Annotated in this window: 14 protein-coding genes and 1 other RNA gene; 10 read left to right on the top strand and 5 right to left on the bottom strand. The window is 49.5% G+C overall.

Translation table 11 applies throughout. The features are described 5' to 3' along the window. Window position 1 precedes the first annotated feature (1 nt). Together sufB and sufA are read right to left on the bottom strand one after the other, a co-directional pair. Window positions 2-1,489, bottom strand: coding sequence for a Fe-S cluster assembly protein SufB (sufB, locus tag J1G48_RS10330; RefSeq protein WP_000089384.1), 1,488 nt, complete (start codon window positions 1,487-1,489; stop codon window positions 2-4). Between the two features lie 8 nt (window positions 1,490-1,497). Then, the gene (gene sufA / locus J1G48_RS10325) at window positions 1,498-1,866 is read right to left on the bottom strand and encodes a Fe-S cluster assembly scaffold SufA (protein ID WP_000418970.1); all 369 of its coding nucleotides are present in this window, start codon (window positions 1,864-1,866) and stop codon (window positions 1,498-1,500) included. Window positions 1,867-2,292: 426 nt separating this feature from the next. On the opposite strand from sufA, the gene J1G48_RS10320 reads away from it, so the two are divergent. Continuing rightward, window positions 2,293-3,639: an L-cystine transporter gene (locus J1G48_RS10320; RefSeq protein WP_000261863.1), complete on the top strand. Its 1,347-nt coding sequence runs from the start codon at window positions 2,293-2,295 to the stop codon at window positions 3,637-3,639. Between the two features lie 287 nt (window positions 3,640-3,926). On the opposite strand, the gene J1G48_RS10315 is transcribed toward J1G48_RS10320, so the two are convergent. The 3 genes from J1G48_RS10315 to J1G48_RS10305 form a co-directional block, all read right to left on the bottom strand. Continuing rightward, the gene (locus tag J1G48_RS10315; RefSeq protein WP_001537749.1) at window positions 3,927-4,115 is read right to left on the bottom strand and encodes a YdiH family protein; all 189 of its coding nucleotides are present in this window, start codon (window positions 4,113-4,115) and stop codon (window positions 3,927-3,929) included. 98 nt (window positions 4,116-4,213) lie between these two features. Beyond that, window positions 4,214-4,624: a 1,4-dihydroxy-2-naphthoyl-CoA hydrolase gene (gene menI, locus J1G48_RS10310; RefSeq protein ID WP_000637930.1), complete on the bottom strand. Its 411-nt coding sequence runs from the start codon at window positions 4,622-4,624 to the stop codon at window positions 4,214-4,216. Beyond that, a complete protein-coding gene (locus tag J1G48_RS10305; RefSeq protein WP_000612922.1) occupies window positions 4,621-7,677 on the bottom strand; it encodes an FAD-binding and (Fe-S)-binding domain-containing protein in 3,057 nt (1,018 codons plus the stop codon). The genes menI and J1G48_RS10305 overlap by 4 nt, the downstream gene beginning before the upstream one ends. 264 nt (window positions 7,678-7,941) lie before the next feature. Between J1G48_RS10305 and ydiK the strand changes: the two genes are divergently transcribed. The 9 genes from ydiK (at window position 7,942) to J1G48_RS10260 (ending at window position 17,478) form a co-directional block, all read left to right on the top strand. Continuing rightward, entirely contained in the window at window positions 7,942-9,060 is a 1,119-nt protein-coding gene (ydiK, locus tag J1G48_RS10300; protein WP_000248615.1) for an AI-2E family transporter YdiK, read from the top strand. Window positions 9,061-9,242: 182 nt separating this feature from the next. After that, an RNA gene (gene rprA / locus J1G48_RS10295) (antisense sRNA RprA) lies at window positions 9,243-9,350 on the top strand. 167 nt (window positions 9,351-9,517) lie between these two features. Further along, complete coding sequence (locus tag J1G48_RS10290) at window positions 9,518-9,877, top strand: YdiL family protein (protein WP_000980459.1); 360 nt, start codon at window positions 9,518-9,520, stop codon at window positions 9,875-9,877. A 140-nt stretch (window positions 9,878-10,017) separates the two neighbouring features. Beyond that, complete coding sequence (locus J1G48_RS10285; RefSeq protein WP_000797667.1) at window positions 10,018-11,229, top strand: MFS transporter; 1,212 nt, start codon at window positions 10,018-10,020, stop codon at window positions 11,227-11,229. A gap of 363 nt (window positions 11,230-11,592) precedes the next feature. Continuing rightward, window positions 11,593-12,828 carry an MFS transporter gene (locus J1G48_RS10280; protein WP_000081209.1) on the top strand — a complete coding sequence of 412 codons (1,236 nt, stop codon included), beginning with the start codon at window positions 11,593-11,595 and terminating at the stop codon, window positions 12,826-12,828. Between the two features lie 66 nt (window positions 12,829-12,894). Continuing rightward, window positions 12,895-13,761, top strand: coding sequence for a quinate/shikimate dehydrogenase (ydiB, locus tag J1G48_RS10275; RefSeq protein WP_000383488.1), 867 nt, complete (start codon window positions 12,895-12,897; stop codon window positions 13,759-13,761). A gap of 44 nt (window positions 13,762-13,805) precedes the next feature. Beyond that, window positions 13,806-14,564 (top strand): type I 3-dehydroquinate dehydratase, encoded by a 759-nt coding sequence (gene aroD, locus J1G48_RS10270; protein ID WP_000860224.1) that lies wholly within the window; start codon window positions 13,806-13,808, stop codon window positions 14,562-14,564. Window positions 14,565-14,717: 153 nt separating this feature from the next. After that, complete coding sequence (locus J1G48_RS10265) at window positions 14,718-16,313, top strand: acyl CoA:acetate/3-ketoacid CoA transferase (protein ID WP_000700599.1); 1,596 nt, start codon at window positions 14,718-14,720, stop codon at window positions 16,311-16,313. Between the two features lie 13 nt (window positions 16,314-16,326). Next, window positions 16,327-17,478, top strand: a complete 1,152-nt coding sequence (locus tag J1G48_RS10260) for an acyl-CoA dehydrogenase (protein ID WP_000347819.1) — start codon at window positions 16,327-16,329, stop codon at window positions 17,476-17,478. Window positions 17,479-17,494: the final 16 nt, after the last annotated feature.

The raw sequence follows: 17,494 nt of genomic DNA, 5'->3' as shown, positions 1-17,494 counted from the left end.
ATTAACCGACGCTGTGCTCAAGGCTAATCGTCAGCAGTTTTTGCGCTTCAACGGCGAACTCCAGCGGTAGTTCCGAGAAAACGTCTTTGCAGAAACCGTTGACGATCATCGAAATAGCGTCTTCTTCGCTGATGCCGCGTTGCAGACAATAGAAAAGCTGATCTTCACCGATGCGTGATGTTGTCGCCTCGTGCTCCAGCTGCGCGCTGTTATTGCGGCATTCAACATACGGGAACGTATGCGCGCCGCAGTCCGCTCCAATCAACATGGAGTCGCATTGGGTGAAATTTCGGGCGTTGGTTGCCGTCGGCATAATTTTTACCAGCCCACGGTAGCTGTTCTGGCTGTGGCCGGCAGAAATGCCTTTTGAGATAATGGTTGAGCGCGTGTTTTTACCGATATGGATCATTTTGGTGCCGGTGTCAGCCTGCTGATGTCCACTGGTCAGCGCAACGGAATAGAACTCGCCGATAGAATTATCACCGCGCAGGATACAGCTCGGGTATTTCCAGGTAATCGCCGAACCGGTTTCCGACTGGGTCCACGACATCTTGCTGTTTTCCCCTTCGCACAACGCCCGCTTGGTCACAAAGTTCAGAATGCCGCCCGTGTTGTTGTCGCCCGGGAACCAGTTTTGTACGGTGGAATATTTTACTTCAGCATCTTTATGGATGATGACTTCCACTACCGCGGCGTGGAGCTGATAACTGTCGCGTACGGGCGCGGAGCAGCCTTCGATATAACTCACATAGCTGCCTTCATCCGCCACCAGAATCGTGCGCTCAAACTGACCGGTTTTCTCGGCGTTAATGCGAAAATAGGTGGATAACTCCATTGGGCAACGCACGCCTTTGGGAACATAGATAAATGTCCCATCGGAAGCGACTGCCGCATTCAGCGCGGCAAAAAAGTTATCGTTCCCCGGCACGACGGTGCCAAGATATTTCCTGACCAGGTCAGGGTGATCGTGTATCGCTTCGCCAAAAGAACAGAAAATAATGCCCTGTTCCGCCAGTTTTTCACGGTATGTGGTCGCTACGGAGACCGAATCAAAAATCGCATCGACGGCGACCTCTTTCCCTTCGCGAACCGGAACGCCAAGTTGCTCGAAGGCGTCTTCAACCTCTTTACTCAAAAAGGTATTCGCGCCCGTTTGCTGTACGGCTCCCGGCTGGGAAACGCAGCTATCGTCGCAGTTTCCGCATGATGGCGCAGAGTAATAGCTGTAGTCCTGATAGTTCAGTTTATCGTAGTGCGCCTTCAGCCAGTGCGGTTCATCCATGTCCAGCCAGGCTCTATAGGCATTGAGACGAAATTCCAGCATCCACTCAGGTTCGTTACGCTTTGCGGAAATCGCGCGCACCACCTCTTCGCTGATGCCTTTTGCCAGTTCATCAGTGGGTAGTTGCGTGAAAAATCCTTCTTTGTAATTAAGGCGTCCGCCTGTCCAGATGCCGACCTCTTCCGTTGCTTCAGTGTTACGAGACATAGTACCGCCTATACCCCAAAACTTTCGCCGCAGCCGCATTCATTCTGGGCTTTGGGGTTATGAAATTTAAATAACTGGTTCAGCCCTTCCTGTACGTAATCCACTTCTGTTCCGTCAATAAAAGGCATCGCCTGTAACGGTGCGAAAAGCTTTGCGCCTTCGGCTTCAAAAACCAGATCGTCTTTATCCGGCTCCCGAACGGTATCCAGAACATAGCCAAATCCGGCACATCCCGTCTGTTTTACGCTTAACCGCACGCCCAACATGCCCGGCTGCTTTTCTGCCAGTTCACGTATGTGCGCTGCCGCCGCTGGCGTTAGCGTCAGCCCTTGCCAGGGGAAGTCCTCCGGGTTAAACGTGTCTGAATGCAATTCCATAGAGTTACCTCGCGTTCTAAATCACCAGGATATAACAACATGTTAGTGATAATGATTATCACTTCAACCCCTTAACCGCAGGGGCTTTCCAACAAATGGTCATATTGAGCGCCTTTTATTAAGCATAGACCCTGTCCGCCAGGTCATACAACAGACAAAAAACAACTTAACTTTTTGATAAGTAATGATTTATAAGATATTAACCGTTCTGGCAGGTCAAAAACGAAAAGATGTATAGAAAATGACTATTTAATTAATAGGCTGTCGACATTGCCGGGCGGCGAGGTCAGAACCCCATTTTTTGTATGGATACCTGGCGTTGCGCTCTTTATAATCCGCTGCGGTTCTATAACTCAGTTTGAGCTATAGGTTTATGTAAACTCTTTCCGGCATTTCAGGTGCTGAATGAGGCAAGAGGCTTAAAATATGGTTGTTACGCTCGCGTATATCGCACTTTTTTTGGTTTTCTCGTGGGTCATCTTGAGAATTAATCAAAAAAGCGATTCCCTGTCGAAAAGCGTTTTTATCGCTATCTTTTTAGGGGCTGTTATTGGTTTATCCCTGCATTTTATTTCAGCAAATCACACTAAAACTATTATCGAATGGTACAGCATCGTCGGCAATGGTTACGTCCACCTGTTAAAACTGGTCGCTATACCGCTAATTTTTATTTCTATTCTTTCCGCCATCAATAAACTGGAAAATAGCGCCGGCATCGGAAAAATGTCGCTGACGATCGTCGGATGCATGTTATGCCTGGTGATGGTTGCCGGTTTTATCGGATTACTGACCGCTCATGTGCTGGGGCTTGACGCCAGCGCTTTTGTGCACATGCCGTCAATGTTAACTACAGAAGAAGTCAATAAGACTGCCGCGGTGTCGATTCCCCAGTTAGTGACATCGCTGATCCCGACTAATATTTTTCTTGATCTTACGGGAGCCAGAAGTGTTTCCGTTATCGGCATCGTTATCTTCACGCTAATAGCGGGGATCGCTCTGTTAAAGGTCAAAAAAGAGGCGCCGGAAGAAGGTCAGAAATTAAGCGCAGGCATTAACGCTATCCAGATCTGGGTCATGAAGATGGTACGTATCGTTATTGCATTAACGCCCTATGGCGTCATGGCATTAATGACTACCGTATTTTCATCATACCACTTTGAACAATTCGCCAGCTTACTTGGTTTTATCGGCGCCTGTTATATCGCGATTTTCATGATGTTTATCGTGCATGCCATCTTGCTGATCCTCAGCGGTAATAATCCAGCGCGTTATTTCAGTATGGTCTGGCCCGTCTTAACCTTTGCGTTTGTTTCCCGCAGCAGCGCAGCCTCTATCCCGCTGGCCATTTCCGCCCAGGAAAAATTTGGCGTACAAAGCACTATTGCCAATATTTCCGCCTCGTTTGGCTCCAGTATGGGGCAAAATGGCTGCGCCGGGATTTATCCGGCTATTATGGTAGCGATGATTGCGCCCACCATCGGCATTGATCCGCTCTCGCTGCATTTTCTGGCCGCGATGTTGCCTGCCATTGCGCTAGGGTCTATTGGCGTAGCCGGCGTCGGCGGCGGCGGTACGTTCGCGGCGCTGATTGTCCTGTCGACGTTGAATTTTCCCGTTGCGCTGGTCGGTATTTTTATTGCCATCGAACCTATCGTTGATATGGCCCGCACGGCTCTGAACGTTAACGGATCGATGATGTCAGGTGTGCTGGCTAACCGTATTTTGAATAATCATACGGCTGACGACATGCCAGCGGTTATTGACAGACCTTAGTTTTTTACGCGCCCGGAAAAGAAAAACCCTTAAGTCTGTTCAATACAGGCTTAAGGGTTCCGGCCCCATCCGGCGCTTATCTCCGGCACTCTTAATGGCTTAGCTCTTGAAGGGGCATAAGAATAATCTCATAAAGAACGCGCGCCTTTTTAGCACAAATGGCGATCTGTATTTTTTTTAAACAAAATCAAGGGGGTTATCTATTACCTGGGGACAGTGTCTGGTGAGATTGCCTGGTAACATAGCCGGATGGCGGCTAACGCCTTATCCGGCCTACACAGACTTTATTAATGCACGCCCAACCGCCAGGCGAAATAGATCTCTTCTTTCAGTTCGGTTGCAGAGAGGGTGAGGAGATCGGCAAACTCTAACTCCAGCTGTTTTAAACGCTTCAAATACTGCGCGGGAGAAAGTTCGGTTTTATCACGGCGTAAAAATTCAATCGCCAGTTGGGTCGGGTCTAAATCAGTAGACATATCATCCTCGCTTATGTGTAAACGTGCACAGTATATCACCTTTTTCTGCGCACATTTTGACCAAAAGCAATATGCATCACACTTTTATGGTGACAACGTCACACAATCGCCGTAGTAAGACGCGAAGAACAGCACAGACGTCCCTGTTCATCAAAGATCTCTATCTGCCAGACCTGATGGCGAGCCCCGGTATGCAACGCTTTACAGACGCCTCGTACGCGCCCCTGACGCGCCGACCGTACATGGTTGGCATTCACCTCCAGCCCCACCACCTTTTGCTCCCCCTGCGTACACAGATAACCTGCGACCGAGCCGATACTTTCCGCCAGCACCACAGACGCTCCGCCATGCAGCAAGCCGAACGGCTGTTTGGTGCGATGATCGACGGGCATTGTCGCTTCCAGCGTATCGTCCCCAATACGCTCAAAGCGGATATCAAGCAGGCCAACCATATTTCCTTCCCCCATCGCATTAAGCGCATCGAGGGTCACTTCACGTTTCCAGATCAACCTATAATCTCCAGTAATGCCTGCAACGGGTGACGCACGCCCGTACCTTCAATGCGTTTAACCTGGCTTCGGCAGGAATAGCCGGTTGCCAGGCAGCGGTTTCGCGGTAGACGTTGCATCGCCTGATGCCAGGATAGCTCATAAATTCCCAGCGAATTTTTATGATTGGTGAGTTCATGTCCATAAGTGCCCGCCATACCGCAGCAGCCTACGCTGACATTTTCCAGCTTCGCGCCAAAATGGGCAAAGATGGCGGCCCACTGCGCAGGCGCGCCGGGTAAAGCCGTGACTTCCGTACAATGACCAAAAAAGTACCACGGTTCGCCGCTCACCTCGACGGACAGTCTTGCATTTATTTCCTGCGCCAGCCATTCATTCACCAGCAACACATGAAAATCGCCGCGCTGTTCACCCAGCGCCAGTTTGTATTCGTCGCGATAACACAGAACCAGCGCCGGATCGACGCCCACCATCGGCATCCCCAACGCGGCGATCCGATTAAGGAACTCAGAGGTTTTTTTCGCCGTTTTCGCAAAGCGATTAAGAAAACCTTTAATATGCTGCGCCTTACCATTCGGCGAGAACGGTAACAATACCGGCCTCCTGCCCAGTTTTTCCGCCAGGCGGATAAAGTCCGCCACGACCCGGGCGTCGTAGTAGCTGGTAAACGGATCCTGAACCACCAGTACCGTTTTCGCTTTTTGCTCGGCGCTCATGCGTTCCAGTTGCTCAAGCGTCATATTGGCAGACGGATGGCCCACCAGTTGCTGTTGCAATGAAGGGGCAGAAAGCAGAGGTAAATCCACCATACCGATATGTTTTTTCGCCAGATTACGAACCACCGGTTGGTTAATAAAAAAGTTAAAGGTCTTTGGCGCACGCGCCATCAGCGGCGCGTAGGTCTCGACCGTCGCCACCAGATGATCGCGTACCGGGCGCAGATAACGCGTATGGTAAAGCTGTAAGAAACGTGAACGAAACTCCGGAACATCGATTTTAATCGGACACTGGGTCGTACAGGCTTTACACGCCAGACAGCCGGACATGGCCTCTTTAACTTCATGGGAAAAGTCATACTCGCCTTTGCGTTTGTGCCAACTATTCCGGGTGCGGGCAATCAGCGTGCGTAAGCTGGCGCGTTTTTCTGGCAACTCCTTTTCCAGCTTCAACGGATCGACGCCGCGATCGGCCAATAGACGGAGCCATTCCCGCACCAGCGTCGCCCGCCCTTTCGGCGAGTGGATCCGGTTAAGGCTAATTTTCATCGACGGGCACATCGGGCTTTTCGCATCGAAATTAAAGCACAGGCCGTTACCATTACACTCCATAGCGCCGCGCCAGGTCTGCCGTACCGCCAGCGGAATTTGCCGATCCCAGGTGCCGCGTTTTACCGCATCCACCTTCATCATCGGCGCCTCTATCCCCTGCGGCGGACAGATTTTACCCGGGTTAAGTCGATTATGCGGATCAAAAGCCGCTTTTATTTTGCGCAGCTCGCCATACAGAACTTCGCCGAAAAAGGCCGGGCTGTATTCCGCACGAAAACCTTTTCCATGCTCGCCCCACAACAGCCCACCGTATCTGGCGGTCAGCGCGACGACCTCATCGGAGATCTGTTTCATCAACAGTTCCTGCTGCGGATCGCACATATCCAGCGCCGGACGCACATGCAGCACCCCGGCATCCACGTGGCCGAACATGCCGTAACTTAAGCCATGACCATCCAGCAGAGCGCGAAATTCGGCGATGTAATCGGCCAGATGTTCAGGCGGCACGCAGGTATCTTCCGCGAAAGGAATCGGTTTGGCAGCGCCTTTCGCATTACCCAGCAGCCCTACCGCTTTTTTACGCATCGCGTAAATACGCTCAATACCCGTCAAATCGGTACAAAGTTGCCAGCCGATCACGCCCGCTTCCGCTCGCGCCATCAGGCCATCCAGCCGGTGGCACAGCGCCTCGACCTGTCCGTCAATAAGCGCTTCATCGTCACCCGCGAATTCCACGATATTCAGGCCAAGCATCTCTTTATCCGGCACATCGGTAATCAATTCGCTAACGGAGTGCCAGACAATATCTTCCCGCGCGAGGTTAAGGACTTTGGAATCGACCGTCTCGACGGATAAGGCGCGCGCATCAACCATAAAAGGGGCGTTACGCAGCGCGGAATCAAAGGAGTCGTATTTTACATTCACCAGACGGCGGACTTTGGGTATCGGGGTAATATCCAGCCGGGCTTCAGTAATAAACGCCAGCGTCCCTTCCGACCCCGTTAAGATGCGGGTGAGATCGAAGCGGGTCATGTCATCGTTAAAGACGTGGCGTAAATCGTAGCCTGTCAGGAAGCGATTGAGCTTTGGAAAGCTATCGAGGATAAGTTGGCGGTTTTCCAGGCAGGACTGATAGACGGTCTGATAGATGCGGCCTGGCGTCGTCGTGTTTTCACCCAGCGTCCGGGCAAGCTCTACGGGCATCGATTGCGTGTCAAGGATATCGCCCCCCAACAATACGGCCCGTATGCCTAAGACGTGATCTGACGTTTTTCCATAGACCAGCGAACCCTGACCGGAGGCATCGGTATTAATCATACCGCCAAGCGTGGCGCGATTACTGGTGGAAAGTTCCGGCGCAAAAAAATAGCCATACGGCTTTAACGCTTGATTAAGCTGATCTTTTATCACTCCCGCCTCTACCCGCACCCATCCCTCTTCAGGATTAATTTCAATAATGCGGTTCATATAGCGGGACATATCAACAATAATGCCCTGGTTTAGCGCCTGGCCATTCGTGCCAGTACCGCCGCCTCGAGGGGTAAATATCAGCGACGTAAAGCGCGGCTCCGCCGCCAGACGGGCAAGAAGCGCGACATCCGCCGTAGAACGGGGAAACACAACAGCATCGGGAAGAAGCTGGTAGATACTGTTATCGGTCGACATTGTCAGACGGTCGGCATAGCTGGTTGCCGTATCGCCCGTAAACCCTTGCTGCTCCAGCGCCTGCAAAAAATTGAGCACCAGCTGAACGACGCCGGGTGCCTGAGAAATTTGTGGAATCATTATATTGACCTTTTCCTGCGGTCTATGTTGTGAACGGTGGCGCCCAACCCGGCGAGCGCGAGCGGTCTACGCACAGGAAGGGATGCTTAATCGTTTGCGTGTTGCGTTATTTGTTGTATCACATTTTTTTCCTGTGCGCCCAACAGAATTACATGCAGAATCGGCCTGTTAAAAACCGCTGAAATTGCTCATCATTATAGGGTGTGGTTTGCATGTTCACGTCGCGCCAACGTTCTGGCGCAAAGACAAAGGTGAAAAGTATTTATGGTAAATGTTCGTCAGCCCAGGGATATTGCGCAAGTGCTGCTATCGGTGCTGTTTTTAGCCATCATGATTGTGGCCTGTTTGTGGATAGTACAGCCTTTTATTTTGGGGTTTGCATGGGCAGGTACGATTGTTATCGCGACCTGGCCCGTTTTGCTGAAATTACAAAAAATATTGTGGGGCCGCCGCTCGCTTGCCGTATTGGTCATGACGCTGCTGTTAGTGCTGCTCTTCGTTATTCCCGTCGCCTTGCTGGTGAACAGCATTGTCGATGGTAGCGGCCCGCTCATCCATGCAGTAACCGGCGGCGATATGACGCTACCCGATCTGGCATGGTTAAATAATATTCCGTTGGTTGGCGCCAAACTGTATGCCGGATGGCATAGCCTGCTGGATATGGGCGGTAGCGCTATTATGGCGAAAGTGCGGCCTTATATCGGCACAACCACGACCTGGTTTGTCGGTCAGGCGGCGCATATCGGACGCTTTATGATGCACTGTGCCCTGATGCTGTTGTTTAGCGCCCTGCTTTACTGGCGCGGCGAACAAGTGGCGATGGGTATACGCCATTTTGCCTGTCGTCTCGCGGCTAAACGCGGCGATGCGGCGGTTCTGCTGGCTGCCCAGGCGATCCGCGCCGTGGCGCTTGGCGTGGTGGTTACCGCGCTGGTACAGGCGGTACTTGGCGGCGTCGGGCTGGCGATTTCCGGCGTGCCTTACGCTACCCTGTTGACGGTAGTGATGATCCTTTCGTGTCTGGTTCAGTTGGGGCCGTTGCCGGTATTGATTCCAGCCATTATCTGGCTTTACTGGACAGGCGACACCACCTGGGGCACCGTGCTGCTGGTTTGGAGCGCCGTCGTCGGCACTCTGGATAACGTGATTCGCCCGGTACTCATCCGCATGGGTGCCGATTTACCGCTGCTTCTGATCCTTTCCGGGGTAATCGGCGGCCTGATTGCATTCGGTATGATTGGTCTGTTTATTGGACCGGTGCTTCTGGCCGTGACCTGGCGTTTGTTCTCCGCATGGGTACATGAAGTTCCGGCGCCGACGAATGAACCAGAGGAGATCCTTGAAGAGCTGGATGACATCGAGGAAGCCAACAAGCAGTCATAATCCCGTCGGGCGGCATCGCCGCCCGATGCTTTAGCGACGTTTATCAATTCAACGCACACCCCATTTTGATTCGCCCGTCTGTTCCCCGCCGCATCTCATTTCTGTCGCAAATCCGTTACAGTTTTTAAACTATTGAGACGAATCTGATCGACGCAAAAAGTGCTCATGCCTACTATTAGCACACGGTTATAAATCAACACATTGATTTATAAGCATGGAAATCCCCTGAGTGAAACAACGAATTGCTGTGTGTAGTCTTTGCCCGTCTCCTACGATGGGCTTTTTTTTTAACTTTTTTCGCTGCATTGTTACATAAGCCAGCTCCCGTTTCCCTTCAACACCGCGATATCTGCAACGAACAAATAATATTGCACAAAATAGTGTGATTCTGTTCAAGTCGAAACGGTGTCGGTGGTGCTATTTATAGCATCACTTTTTTCATATAAAAGCCTAAAAAATGATGAACGCGTTAGAACTACAAGCACTACGGCGTATTTTTGATATGACGATTGAAGAATGCACAATCTATATCACCCAGGATAATAATTCGACAACCTGGCAACGATGGGAAGCTGGCGACACACCCATCTCTCCAGAAATCATTGCCAGGCTGAAGGAAATGAAAGCCAGGAGACAGCGACGAATTAACGCCATTGTTGACAAAATAAATAACCGCATCGGCAATAATACAATGCGTTACTTCCCTGATTTATCTTCTTTTCAGTCCATTTATACAGAGGGTGATTTTATCGAGTGGAAAATTTATCAATCTGTTGCTGCCGAACTTTTCGCACATGATCTGGAGCGGCTGTGTTAGACGTAAACTTTATCGCCGCATCGTATTGATACCGGATAGAAAACCACACAATCACGACATTGACTTGTCACCCTATCCAATATGCTTCCTGCCTGTGTATACCACTGTAACTTTCAGGCGGCATCTCTGAGTCAGATAATATGAAAAATCGTTATTTCCCTACCGCTGTAGGGTTGTATTTTAATTACTTTGTACATGGCATGGGGGTTATCCTGATGAGCCTGAACATGTCATCGCTTGAACAGCAATGGCATACCAGTGCCGCAGGCGTATCTATTGTGATCTCTTCGCTTGGTATTGGCCGGCTAAGCGTTTTGTTAATCGCCGGTATGCTTTCCGATCGCTTTGGTCGCCGTCCTTTTATCATTCTGGGGACCGCCTGTTACCTGATTTTTTTCATTGGCATTCTTTATGCTCAGACGATTTTTGTCGCTTATGCCTGTGGCTTTTTAGCGGGTATGGCCAACAGTTTTTTGGATGCAGGTACCTATCCCAGTTTGATGGAAGCCTTCCCTCGCTCCCCCAGTACGGCAAATATTCTGATCAAAGCATTTGTCTCTGGCGGGCAATTCTTGTTGCCCATTATTATCAGTTTATTAGTCTGGGCTAATATGTGGTTTGGCTGGTCCTTCCTGCTTGCCGGGGCGATCATGCTTATTAATGCTCTGTTTTTATTACGCTGTCCTTTTCCACCCTATCCTGGTCGGATATTGAAGCCCAAAATCTCGCAAGCGCCTGTCGCAGGCGTACATCATTGCTCCCTCATCGATCTTATCAGCTACACCCTTTATGGCTATATCTCGATGGCAACCTTTTATCTTATCAGCCAGTGGCTGGCGCAGTATGGACAGTTCGTCGCAGGAATGTCGTATACCCAATCCATCAAACTGTTAAGTATTTATACCTGCGGATCGCTACTCTGCGTTTTTATAACCGCCCCGCTGGTCAGAAAAACAATTCGCTCTACCACATTATTGATGTTTTATACCTTTATCTCTTTTATTGCGCTTCTGACGGTCTGCCTGCATCCTCAGGCCTATGTTGTTATGATCTTCGCATTCGTCATTGGATTCTCTTCCGCCGGTGGCGTAGTACAAATCGGCCTGACGCTGATGGCGGCCCGTTTTCCACAGGAGAAAGGTAAAGCGACCGGCATTTATTACAGCGCCGGCAGTATCGCGACGTTCACTATTCCGTTGATCACAGCGCGGATTTCAGAAATGAGCATTGCACATATTATGTGGTTTGATACCGGTATCGCCGCAGTGGGATTTCTCCTCGCACTGTTCATCGGTTACCGAAGTCGGGCTGAATCACAACATCACGCTGAAGCAGCGTCAACCGCGCAATAAATGTTAGCGTGCCAGTTGCAATATTATTGCCTTGCTATGCAAAATAAAACGTTAGCCATTATCACCGGGAAACAAAAAATGTAATTTTCGTGTTAATTATTATTCATTATCTTCACACTTATCAGAAAAATTGCGATGAGCATCACGAGTTATATGTATTAAACAACAAATTCGCAGCAATTTTTATATTTCATGGCTAACAAATGAAATGCTATCAATGCAATAAACCTGGCATTTTAAACGCCATGTTATGTACATATAACGACAGTACCGACTTATAGTGTTACTGAACAATCGCTGCATGTAGTAAAGCAGTAATAAGCAGGACATTGAATCAAACCATCAGCAAGGAGCTGTGAACAAATGTCTCAGAACAAGGCTCGCAACATGCCATATTTGCTGGCTGTTATCTGCATTTATTTTAGTTACTTTCTCCACGGCATGAGTGTTATTACACTAGCCCAGAACATGACCTCCCTTGCACAGAAATTCTCCACGGATAGTGCCGGTATCGCCTATTTAATCTCTGGCATTGGTCTTGGTCGTCTGGTCAGTATTTTATTCTTTGGCGTACTGTCCGATAAATTTGGCCGTCGGGCAATAATACTGCTTGGCGCCGTACTATATATGCTATTTTTCTTCGGTATTCCCGCCAGTCCTAACCTGATGATCGCTTTCATATTAGCGGTGTGTGTCGGCGTGGCGAACTCCGCGCTGGATACCGGCGGATACCCTGCATTAATGGAGTGTTTTCCCAAAGCATCGGGCTCGGCAGTTATTCTGGTTAAAGCGATGGTCTCTTTTGGGCAAATGATTTATCCCCTTATTGTCAGCGCCTTGTTAGTCAACCATATCTGGTACGGCTACGCGGTGGTAATCCCCGGTATCCTTTTCGTCCTCATCACGTTGATGCTGTTGAAAAGCCGTTTTCCCAGCCAACTTGTCGATGCCAGTATTGCGAAAGAATTACCCCAGATGAACAGTACTCCCCTCGTCTGGCTGGAAGGCGTAGCTTCCGTTTTATTTGGCGTCGCCGCGTTCTCAACCTTCTATGTGATTGTGGTCTGGATGCCTAAATATGCGATGGCCTTCGCCGGAATGGCGGAATCCGACGCGCTGAAAACCATCTCTTATTACAGTATGGGATCGTTGGTTTGCGTGTTTATTTTTGCCGCATTGCTGAAAAAAATGGTTCGCCCTATCTGGGCCAATGTTTTCAATGCCGGGCTGGCGACACTCACCGCTGCGGCAATTTACCTGTATCCCTCTCCACTGATCTGTAATGCTGGCGCCTTCGTGATTGGTTTTTCCGCTGCTGGAGGTATTTTACAATTAGGTGTATCGGTAATGTCGGAATTTTTCCCTAAGAGTAAAGCTAAAGTCACCAGTATATATATGATGATGGGGGGCGTAGCTAACTTTATTATTCCACTGATCACCGGTTATCTCTCTACTATTGGCCTGCAATATATCATTTTGTTAGATTTTGCCTTTGCACTACTGACATTTATCACCGCCATTATTGTATTTATTCGCTATTATCGCGTATTTAAGATCCCGCAAAACGATGTCCGATTTGGCGAGCGTTATTTCCAGTAAAAATGTTAACGATGCGCAACAGGCATGCGCCCTGCTCTGCACTGTCCACTTATTAAGGAGTATAAAATGGATGTTACCGCAAAATATGAATTAATTGGTCTTATGGCGTATCCTATCCGTCATAGCTTATCGCCCGAAATGCAAAACAAAGCGTTAGAAAAAGCGGGGCTACCGTATACCTATATGGCTTTCGAAGTGGATAACACGACGTTTGCCAGCGCCATTGAAGGACTGAAAGCATTAAAAATGCGCGGTACGGGCGTCTCCATGCCAAACAAACAGCTCGCGTGTGAGTATGTCGATGAATTAACGCCAGCAGCAAAACTGGTTGGCGCTATCAACACCATTGTTAACGATGACGGCTATCTACGCGGCTACAACACGGATGGTACGGGCCATATTCGGGCAATTAAAGAAAGCGGTTTCGATATTCGGGGAAAAACCATGGTGCTGCTCGGCGCGGGAGGCGCGGCTACCGCCATTGGCGCCCAGGCAGCCATTGAAGGCATTAAGGAAATTAAACTGTTTAACCGTAAAGATGACTTTTTCGAAAAAGCGGTTGCCTTTGCGAAGCGGGTGAATGAAAACACCGATTGCGTCGTTACCGTCACCGATCTTGCCGATCAGCACGCTTTTACTGAAGCGCTTGCCAGCGCAGATATTCTGACGAACGGCACCAAAGTTGGCATGAAACCATTGGAGAACGAATCCCTGATCGGCGATGTTTCCCTGCTCCGCCCTGAATTGCTGGTCACCGAATGTGTTTATAATCCGCATATGACAAAGTTATTGCAGCAGGCGCAACAAGCTGGTTGCAAAACAATTGATGGTTACGGCATGTTGTTATGGCAAGGAGCCGAACAGTTTGAACTGTGGACAGGAAAAGCATTTCCATTGGACTATGTGAAGCAGGTGATGGGATTCACAGCCTGACCGGTAAAATTATAATTGCGACGAATGACAATGAAGGGTACCAAATGAAAACCGTAACTGTAAGAGATCTCGTGGTTGGCGAAGGCGCGCCAAAGATCATTGTGTCGCTAATGGGAAAAACCATTACCGATGTGAAATCGGAAGCACTCGCCTACCGTGAAGCGGATTTCGATATTCTGGAGTGGCGCGTTGACCATTTTGCCAACGTGACAACGGCGGAAAGCGTACTTGAGGCCGCCGGCGCCATCCGGGAGATTATTACCGATAAACCCTTGCTATTTACCTTCCGCAGCGCGAAAGAAGGCGGCGAACAGGCGCTAACTACCGGACAGTATATCGCTCTGAATCGTGCAGCGGTTGACAGCGGTCTGGTCGATATGATCGATCTTGAGCTTTTTACCGGCGACGACGAGGTGAAAGCCACCGTCGGCTATGCTCATCAACACAATGTTGCGGTGATCATGTCTAACCATGATTTTCATAAAACGCCCGCAGCGGAAGAGATTGTTCAGCGTCTGCGTAAAATGCAGGAACTGGGCGCCGATATTCCGAAGATCGCCGTCATGCCACAGACTAAAGCCGATGTCCTGACCTTACTTACCGCCACTGTAGAAATGCAGGAGCGCTATGCGGATCGTCCGATTATTACCATGTCGATGTCGAAAACCGGGGTAATATCTCGTCTTGCCGGCGAAGTGTTCGGTTCTGCAGCAACGTTTGGCGCGGTGAAAAAAGCATCTGCGCCGGGACAAATATCGGTAGCCGATCTGCGTACCGTATTAACTATATTGCACCAGGCGTAATACTTTATCGTGTGGCGGAATATTCTCTTTCTGCCACAATAAAATAAATAGTTATCTGATATGAATATGTTCCATATTCATTGAAAGCCGCTGTCTTTATTACCTTAACACGGTTATATCGATATTGCTTTCAGGGATAATAGTGGAGTAAATATGAAAATCAATAAGCCATCACGCATTAATGGCCGCGTTCCCGTGCTCTCTGCACAAGAAGCAGTAAATTATATTCCAGATGAGGCCACTTTATGTATTCTGGGCGCTGGCGGCGGTATTCTCGAAGCGACAACATTAATTACCGCACTGGCAGATAAATATCAAACAACCCAGTCACCACGAGATTTATCTATTATTAGCCCTACCGGATTAGGTGACCGCGCCGATCGCGGCATCAGCCCGCTGGCGCAGGAGGGATTGGTAAAATGGGCGCTATGCGGACATTGGGGGCAATCTCCCCGTATTTCTGAACTGGCTGAACAAAATAAAATCGCCGCCTATAACTACCCACAAGGCGTATTAACCCAGACGCTGCGCGCCAGCGCCGCACACCAGCCGGGTATTCTGAGCGATATCGGTATTGGTACCTTTGTCGACCCTCGCCAACAGGGCGGAAAATTAAACGACGTGACTAAAGAAGATCTCATTAAGCTGGTAGAGATCGATAATAAAGAATATCTCTATTATAAAGCGATAGCGCCTAATGTGGCTTTTATCCGCGCCACCACCTGCGACAGCGAAGGCTATGCATCATTTGAAGATGAGGTGATGTATCTTGATGCACTGGTGATCGCCCAGGCCGTTCACAATAATGGCGGTATTGTAATGATGCAGGTGCAGAAAATGGTAAAAAAAGCCACGCTGCATCCAAAATCCGTGCGTATTCCCGGCTATCTGGTGGATATTGTGGTTGTCGACGCCGACCAGACGCAACTCTATGGCGGCGCGCCGGTGAACCGATTTATCTCCGGGGATTTTACTCTTGATGATAGTACCCAGCTTACCCTGCCCCTTAATCAGCGCAAGCTGGTAGCCCGACGCGCGCTGTTTGAAATGCGTAAAGGCGCGGTAGGCAATGTGGGCGTAGGCATTGCCGACGGCATTGGTCTGGTCGCTCGCGAGGAAGGCTGCGCCGATGACTTCGTGCTGACCGTAGAAACTGGCCCGGTGGGCGGTATTACCTCTCAGGGTGTGGCCTTCGGCGCCAATGTCAATACCCGCGCGATCCTCGATATGACCTCACAATTTGATTTTTATCACGGCGGTGGGCTCGATGTCTGCTATTTAAGTTTTGCCGAAGTGGATCAACACGGTAATGTCGGTGTACATAAATTCAACGGCAAAATTATGGGCACCGGCGGGTTTATCGATATTAGCGCAACGTCGCAAAAAATTATTTTCTGCGGAACTCTGACGGCCGGAAGTTTAAAAACTGAAATTACCGATGGCAAATTAAATATTCTGCAGGAAGGTCGCGTGAAAAAATTCGTCAGCGAACTGCCGGAAATTACGTTCAGTGGAAAAATTGCGCTTGAGCGCGGGTTAGACGTGCGTTACATCACTGAACGTGCGGTTTTCACTCTCAAACAAGATGGCCTGCATTTAATTGAAATTGCGCCTGGCGTCGATCTGCAACGGGATATTCTTGACAAGATGGATTTTTCACCGGTTATCTCACCAGATTTAAAACTGATGGACACAAGATTATTTACCGATAGCACTATGGGATTCACGCTTCCTGACGCAACACATTAAAAGGAGTACAAATATGGATTTTTCATTAACTGAAGAACAAGAACTATTACTGGCCAGTATTCGCGAGTTAATCACCAGCAATTTTCCGGAAGAGTATTTCCGTACCTGCGATCAAACGGGCACCTATCCCAAAGAATTTATGCAGGCGCTGGCGGAAAACGGTATTTCGATGCTGGGCGTCCCGGAAGAATTCGGCGGCATTCCGGCTGACTATGTAACGCAAATGCTGGCGCTGATGGAAATCTCAAAATGCGGCGCTCCGGCCTTTTTGATTACCAACGGCCAATGCATTCACAGCATGCGCCGTTTTGGTTCCGCAGAACAACTGCGTAAAACAGCAGAAAGTACTCTGGCCACCGGCGATCCAGCATATGCGCTAGCCTTAACAGAACCTGGCGCGGGCTCTGATAATAATAGCGCCACAACAACCTGGACGCGTAAAAACGGCAAGGTTTATCTTAACGGCCAAAAAACATTTATCACCGGTGCAAAAGAATATCCTTACATGCTGGTTCTGGCGCGCGATACGGAGCCAAAAGATCCTAAAAAAGCGTTCACGCTTTGGTGGGTGGACTCAAATAAACCGGGCATAAAGATTAATCCGCTGCACAAAATTGGCTGGCACATGTTGAGTACATGCGAAGTTTATCTCGATAATGTCGAGGTGGACGAAAGCGACCGGGTCGGTGAAGAAGGCATGGGTTTCCTCAATGTCATGTACAATTTTGAGATGGAGCGTTTGATTAATGCGGCGCGCAGTACAGGTTTCGCCGAATGCGCATTTGAAGATGCCGCCCGTTACGCCAACCAGCGTATCGCCTTTGGTAAACCCATCGGCCATAACCAGATGATCCAGGAAAAGCTGGCGTTAATGGCCATCAAAATCGAAAACATGCGCAATATGGTGTTGAAAGTCGCCTGGCAGGCCGATCGGGAAGAGTCACTGCGTACCAGCGCCGCGCTGGCTAAGCTGTATTGCGCACGCACAGCGATGGAAGTGATTGACGATGCGATTCAGATTATGGGTGGGCTTGGTTATACTGACGAAGCCCGTGTCTCCCGCTTCTGGCGCGATGTTCGCTGCGAACGTATCGGTGGCGGCACGGATGAAATTATGATCTATGTGGCAGGACGCCAGATTCTGAAAGACTATCAGAACAAGTAAGGATCGTACCGGAACG

Source organism: Salmonella sp. SAL-020, assembly GCF_017372215.1.
Classification (GTDB): domain Bacteria; phylum Pseudomonadota; class Gammaproteobacteria; order Enterobacterales; family Enterobacteriaceae; genus Salmonella; species Salmonella enterica.
The sequence above is the reverse complement of the archived record's forward strand: the minus strand, read 5'-3'. Positions and strand labels throughout refer to the sequence as shown.